Below are 6,022 nucleotides of genomic sequence, written 5' to 3'. Positions count from 1 at the left end.
TCTATAATCATAATATATTTTAGTTGCTTTTCCATTAGTTATAATATTTATTGTGAAACCTTCATTTGGATTTAAAAAAAAATCATTAAAAATAAAGTTTGTTCCTTCAAATTTCGAATTAGATAAAATTTCGTCAGTTACTTCTTTTTTTGTTGAATTTACAACTTTAGCATTTATAATTTTATTACATCCTTCAAAATCAATTATAAAATTATTTTTAAAATCTTCATTAGAAATTTCATAACTTCCTGTATTCTTAATTGTAATACTATATATATAAGGTTCTTCTATAATTTCTCCATCATAAGTGATTTGAAATCTATCGTCATTAGTATATTTACTTACCAAGCTCTGTGAATAATTTAATATACATGTCAATTCTTTTTGAGGCACATTATTTATTTCAACAGGTTTAGAGGGAAAAAACCATACAATTGTCCAAGATATTAATCCTCCTAATATAGCACCTACTAACATTGAAAAAATAATATTTTCTTCTAAAAAACTTTTAAATTTATTTAACATTATAATCCTCCATATTCATTATAAATTATCTTTAAATTAACTTTTTCATAAAATCTTTAGATAAAATTTCTAATATACTTGCTACATAATATATTTAAAAAATTGATTCATAACATTATTTCTACTTTATATTTCTTATTTGTGATATCTATTTTTATATTATGACATATTTTTATATTTCTTTTCAAGTCAATTATATTATATAAAAATTAGCTATCAAAACATACTTTAGTATCATTATTATATATTTATTAATATAACTATCCTTCTTCTGTTTACATGTAAACATGTATACATAATAAATAAATATATATATAGCTCTAAAAAAGTCGGACTTTCCCCTTGGTGTAATCTATGTATTTTTTTAGGTTTCTTACTTTATGTTTTTAAAAATAAGAAACCTTGTAATATCTAAAAGCTATGCCATGGTTCATCAACTTTTTTGATATTATAAAATCATTCTTTCATATTTCTCAATATGTCTTTGATACCTGCCTTTAAAGGTAAATTTTCATTTTCTTCTGTTGTAATATTCATTACTTCTTCACCATACTTTCTCAATATGGCTTTTTCTATTGTCTTTTTATTCGCATATACAACTTTTCTTACAACAGCTTCTCTCAATGGATATTTCTCATTTAATTCAATTCCCCATTCAAAAAATAAATGAAGCTTTGTTTTCATAGGTTTCACACCTGTTCTTGTAACAATAAATGTATCTTTGGGCATTGTTTTTAATTCATCAGGTGTCATAAGAGGTCTTCCTGTCATCTGTAACGATTTTGATTTATCTTTACCCTGTGATATACTTCCTGTCATAACCGTTCTATCTCCCAATGTTTTTGAAAGCACATTTGCTGCTTCTGAATTAGGTGCAAAACCACCGTATATACATATCTGGCAGTTATCAATTATTATGTCAGCACCTTCTTTTCCATAGTTCTTTTCAAGCTGAGCCAATGATTGTATTATAGGTATAAAACTTATTCTTCTTGAACGGCTGGCTGAAAACATCATTTCAGCTGATTGTATAGCTGGAAGTGTTCCAAACTCATCAAGAAAAAACATCACCCTATTAGGCAGTTTACCTCCCATTTCATCAGCTATTGAAAGCATTTCTCTATAAAGCTGCTGTACAATTAATGAAATTAAAAAATATTTACTGTCATCTTCTTCTGGCATAATCAAAAATACTGCTGATTTATTTTTACAAAACTTTTCAGTATCTATTTTTGTTTCAAAACATAGAAGCTGTTCTATTTCAGAATCAAGAAAAGCATTTAACCTTGATAATGCTGTTGAAAGTACAGATGCCATTGCTTGGTCAGATGTATTTAGTGCAGCACCTGAAAGCCATCTTGCTTTATGTTCTTCCGGAAGTTTTTCCATAAGCAATTTAAACTGACTTTTTCCTTTAACTTCCGAAGGAGCAAGTAAGTCCTGTATAAGTTTAAATACACTTATTATATGTCTTTCTTCGCCTTTTGCTTTTATATTCTCTTCTTCTGAATTATTTTCATTTTCTTTTTGCCTAAAGGCATATGGTGAACAAAACTCTGCAATAACTAAAATAACAGAGGTAATAAGACCTTCTGCCGAGTCATAAAAGAATGCATTCTGCCCTGCATTTGCTGAATCAAATCCACCTGAATTCATAATTGTTTTTGATATTATTTTTGCATACTTTTCAGCTTTCGCTTTTGCCACAAGTGAATTTGTTTGCAAATATTCATCCATATATCTGTTGACCATATGAAGCATATTAAAACCATCACTTTGTGTTGGATTTCTTAAATCAAGTACTGAAATATCATAGCCATAATACTTTTTGGCAATAGGTGCATAGCTTCTTAGTAGGTCTCCTTTCGTATCGCTTGTGACGAAACTCATACCTGTTGCACAGCAATATTCAATGTTTGGATATAAGAATTTTGCAGTCTTTCCAACACCTGCTGCACCTATCATAAGTGAATGAACATCACCTTCATCAACTATTGCTGATACTTTTTTCTTTTTACCAAATTTAACAATATTACAGCCAATAATTATTCCTTGAGGTAAATCTTTTGTTTTTCCTTCTCTCCATAAGTTAGGTTCATAGTTAACTCTCTTAAAAGATTTACTTATTTCTTTAGGTGTGGCAAAACTTGCAGAGCCATGTTGACCGTCACCTACTGTTTTACTTTTTATATTTAATGTTTTTCTGTCAGCTAAAAACATAAAAATCATAAAAACACTAAATATCAAAAATAGTGGTATAAGCTTTATTAAGTTTTCCAATATATTCACCTCATATATTCATAGTCATTTGTGGTTCTTCTGTCATTTTCATTCTTTCTAGTTCCTTTATATAATCTGTTTCAGCATATATTTCAGCTTTTATAGATGTATTTAACAAATTTTTTGCCCATAATAAAAAAGATTGGCTATTGTCAATAAAACTATTTTCCAAGTAGCCAATCTCTTCTTTCATTTGTTCTATTCTATTTTTCATTAAACATTTATCTTTATAAGGTTTATATTCATTTTCTATTTGTAGCATAACATCAATATATGTAGATATAGTATAATTATCTTTCATTGATTTACATATAATAGAAGCTGATATGTCAGCTATTCTTAAAAAAGCACCCCTTAATATTTTTATATTTTCATCATCTAATATTTCAACTGATTTTTCTATCAAATCAAAATCTCTTTTTATTTGATCTATGTAAAAATTTATACCCTTTTGTTTATAGTTTTCATCTCTCCAAGTTATATATTTATTTTCATCATTTCTATTTAAAGATATAAGATTTTTAATAGTTTTCTTACAACTTTCTTTTTTAGGGTGTATTTGTATTGATGTTGCTTCTTTACCGTTTTTAGCCTTCAATTCCTCATTCCAATCTTTATATAATGGATTTATTATAACTGTTGTTATTTTATCACCATACATTTCATCAAGAATATCATTTATTTTTTCTCCTGCTTCTATTCCTGCAATATCATAATCCAGACATAAATATACTTCTTTTATATTTTTATTTTCTTCAATAAACCTTAATAACGGTTTTGGTGAAAGTCCATCTAAAGCTATATAATTATTATTTTCCCAGTCTTCTTTTGAAAGTGTTATAAATGACATAAGGTCAACAGCTGCTTCAAATACAAAAACTCTTTCACTTTTTCCCCTCCAACAAAAACCAAATGATGTATCAGAGCTTGCAACTTTAATTTTAAAGTTCTTCCCATTATTAGATGTTGATTTTTTACTGGCTGATTTAGACACACCGTTTTCATCTGTTCCAAGAAAAACTATATTTCTATATTTAGATTCTTGATATATCAATCCTTTATCTACAAATTTTTCTACTACTTCTTTTGGTATATATCTTTTTTCTGTAAGATATTCAAACATCCTATCGTTATTATTAGCTTTTACAGGAAGAATAAATTCCGCTTTTCTTTTTTCTTCTGAATTCATTTCTGCATTTAAAGAAATTTTTTGTTTTTGATATACTGATTCATCTTGTTTTTTATAGTTGGAGACTAACTCCGAAGAGTCAGTCCAACCATTTAACATAGGTTCTTCACCATATAATAATTCTTTTAATGCATCTCTAAAATTTAAACCATAAAACTCTTTCATAAATTGAATTGGATATCCACCTATTCCATTTTTATGGTCATACCATTTATTATTTCGTATTGTAATACTATCGTGTGTTCCTGTGCTGTCTGTATATATTAATATAAACTCTGTTCCTGAAGGTTTTAATTGTTCGCCCCTTTTTCTAAGATAAGTTTCAAGGCTTGAGTCATTTGCTCTTTGTATTTGTTCATTAGTGTAAAGTGCCATTTCATTGAACCCTCCCAAATATAAAAGCGGTTAATTATTTTAATTAACCGCTTTATTTTTTAAACTAAACAATTATTAAATTTAAATCTGGTATCTTCTTTAAATAATTTTCGTGATGGATTTCCTTCAACTCTATATATTTTTTTGTTTTTCACATCATATATAACAGACCAAACAGTATCAGCACCATTCTTTCTATCATATTGACACATAAATCCATATTTACCTGAAAGAATATCTTTTGCACAATCTAGTGAAAAGTGATTATTTTGAATTTTAAGTGCATTATATGCAACATCATATCTTTCAGAAGATTTCCAATCATCAATAAGTTTATTATTTCTATATTTTGTCATCTTTGATGAGTTATAATTATTAGCAGTTACTACAAACTGTTCATTTTTCTTTGGTTTAATAATTTCAACAAAATATGGATTACATTCTACTACAACCATATCACCTTTTGTATCTACTATTGTTAAAATTTGTTGTGAAGCAATAGGAATATTTTTTAAAAATAGAACCGCTTCTTTTGTTGTCTTACATTTTTCCAATATATATCTTACCAACATTCCTGCATTTAAACCTTCTTTTCTTACTTTTGGATAAACAAATGTTAAACCTATTGCTAATCCATATTCATTAATTCCATCTTCCATTTGAACAAATGCTGTTGTATTTCCGTTAAATGAAAAAGCATTTTCCAGATTATATAAACAATTCATATAAAGTTTTTCTAATTTAGTTAAAAAATCACTGTTTCTTCCAAATATAATATGTTTTTCATCTTTAAAAGCAAAACAAGTACAATGATTACTAAATTCAAAACAATACATGCTTAATAAAAAAGTATATAAATTCTCATATGAACTTTGTTGTCCTTCTGCAATTCCTTTTATCTCATCTAAAATTTCAGGATAGTATTCTTTATAGATAGGAATACATTTTTTAGCAAATTCTTTTCTTTCATCTGTAATTTGAAAAGTATGTTGATTTTGAATAAGCATTCCATGATTTCTTAAATTTTGTCCCCAATGTAATCCAGCTTCATAATGTGTATTTTTAAATCTTACATGATACATTTTAACACCTACTTTATTTGGTTTTGTATTAGTAAGGCCTTACATATTCATAAAGTAACAGAATAAAAAATTATTGTCAATGAAATAAAATTTTTATATGTTTTTTATTTAAACTCTTTAATCATGACTTTCATAATTAAATTTTATATTATCCAAAGCATATTCAATACAACAAAAATCAAAGTTGTTTTCTCCATATGCTTTTATAATATCTTCAATATATTCATTTGTAGGAAGCATAGTAGCTGTATTTTTAGGTATGTAAACTGCAGTCAATATATCATCATTTACATATTTGTCATCTATTTTTATATGAAAGTATGATTTATCATAACTTTCTTTGGGATATATTTCTTCTATTTTAATAATATCATTTTCTTCAATACTCCATATAACTGCCGAAGCAGTTTCATCTTTTTGGCTTTTTATCAATCCAAGCACTTGGTTAAAAAACTTAAGTTCATAACCATTTAAAAGACATCTCATTTTAATTTGTGCCTGTGGCAATATTTCTTTCATTTTTTCTTCACTCATATAAATATCATATGTTAATAAAAACATTTTAAATTCT

General features: G+C 26.7%; 5 protein-coding genes. All 5 read right to left on the bottom strand.

The window, feature by feature from the left end; genetic code table 11:
* On the bottom strand, positions 1–525 hold a 525-nt coding region (locus tag B5E58_RS11360), incomplete at its 3' end, for a hypothetical protein (RefSeq protein WP_143597264.1).
* 456 nt (positions 526–981) lie between these two features.
* Positions 982–2,805, bottom strand: coding sequence for a VirD4-like conjugal transfer protein, CD1115 family (locus B5E58_RS11355; protein ID WP_143597263.1), 1,824 nt, complete (start codon positions 2,803–2,805; stop codon positions 982–984).
* 10 nt (positions 2,806–2,815) lie between these two features.
* Positions 2,816–4,369 carry a DUF3991 and toprim domain-containing protein gene (locus tag B5E58_RS11350; protein ID WP_088109779.1) on the bottom strand — a complete coding sequence of 518 codons (1,554 nt, stop codon included), beginning with the start codon at positions 4,367–4,369 and terminating at the stop codon, positions 2,816–2,818.
* 59 nt (positions 4,370–4,428) lie between these two features.
* Positions 4,429–5,451 carry a C45 family autoproteolytic acyltransferase/hydolase gene (locus B5E58_RS11345; protein WP_088109778.1) on the bottom strand — a complete coding sequence of 341 codons (1,023 nt, stop codon included), beginning with the start codon at positions 5,449–5,451 and terminating at the stop codon, positions 4,429–4,431.
* A 117-nt stretch (positions 5,452–5,568) separates the two neighbouring features.
* The gene (locus B5E58_RS11340; protein WP_088109777.1) at positions 5,569–6,012 is read right to left on the bottom strand and encodes a hypothetical protein; all 444 of its coding nucleotides are present in this window, start codon (positions 6,010–6,012) and stop codon (positions 5,569–5,571) included.
* Between the last annotated feature and the right edge of the window lie 10 nt (positions 6,013–6,022).

The organism is Tyzzerella sp. An114 (assembly GCF_002161055.1).
GTDB classification, from domain to species: domain Bacteria; phylum Bacillota; class Clostridia; order Lachnospirales; family Anaerotignaceae; genus Fimicola; species Fimicola cottocaccae.
The sequence above is the reverse complement of the archived record's forward strand: the minus strand, read 5'-3'. Positions and strand labels throughout refer to the sequence as shown.

Coding starts and splice junctions, on each gene's coding strand:
- B5E58_RS11340 (WP_088109777.1), bottom strand. CDS start 6,012: ATGTTTTTATTAACATATGATATTTATATGAGTGAAGAAAAAATGAAA.
- B5E58_RS11345 (WP_088109778.1), bottom strand. CDS start 5,451: ATGTATCATGTAAGATTTAAAAATACACATTATGAAGCTGGATTACAT.
- B5E58_RS11350 (WP_088109779.1), bottom strand. CDS start 4,369: ATGGCACTTTACACTAATGAACAAATACAAAGAGCAAATGACTCAAGC.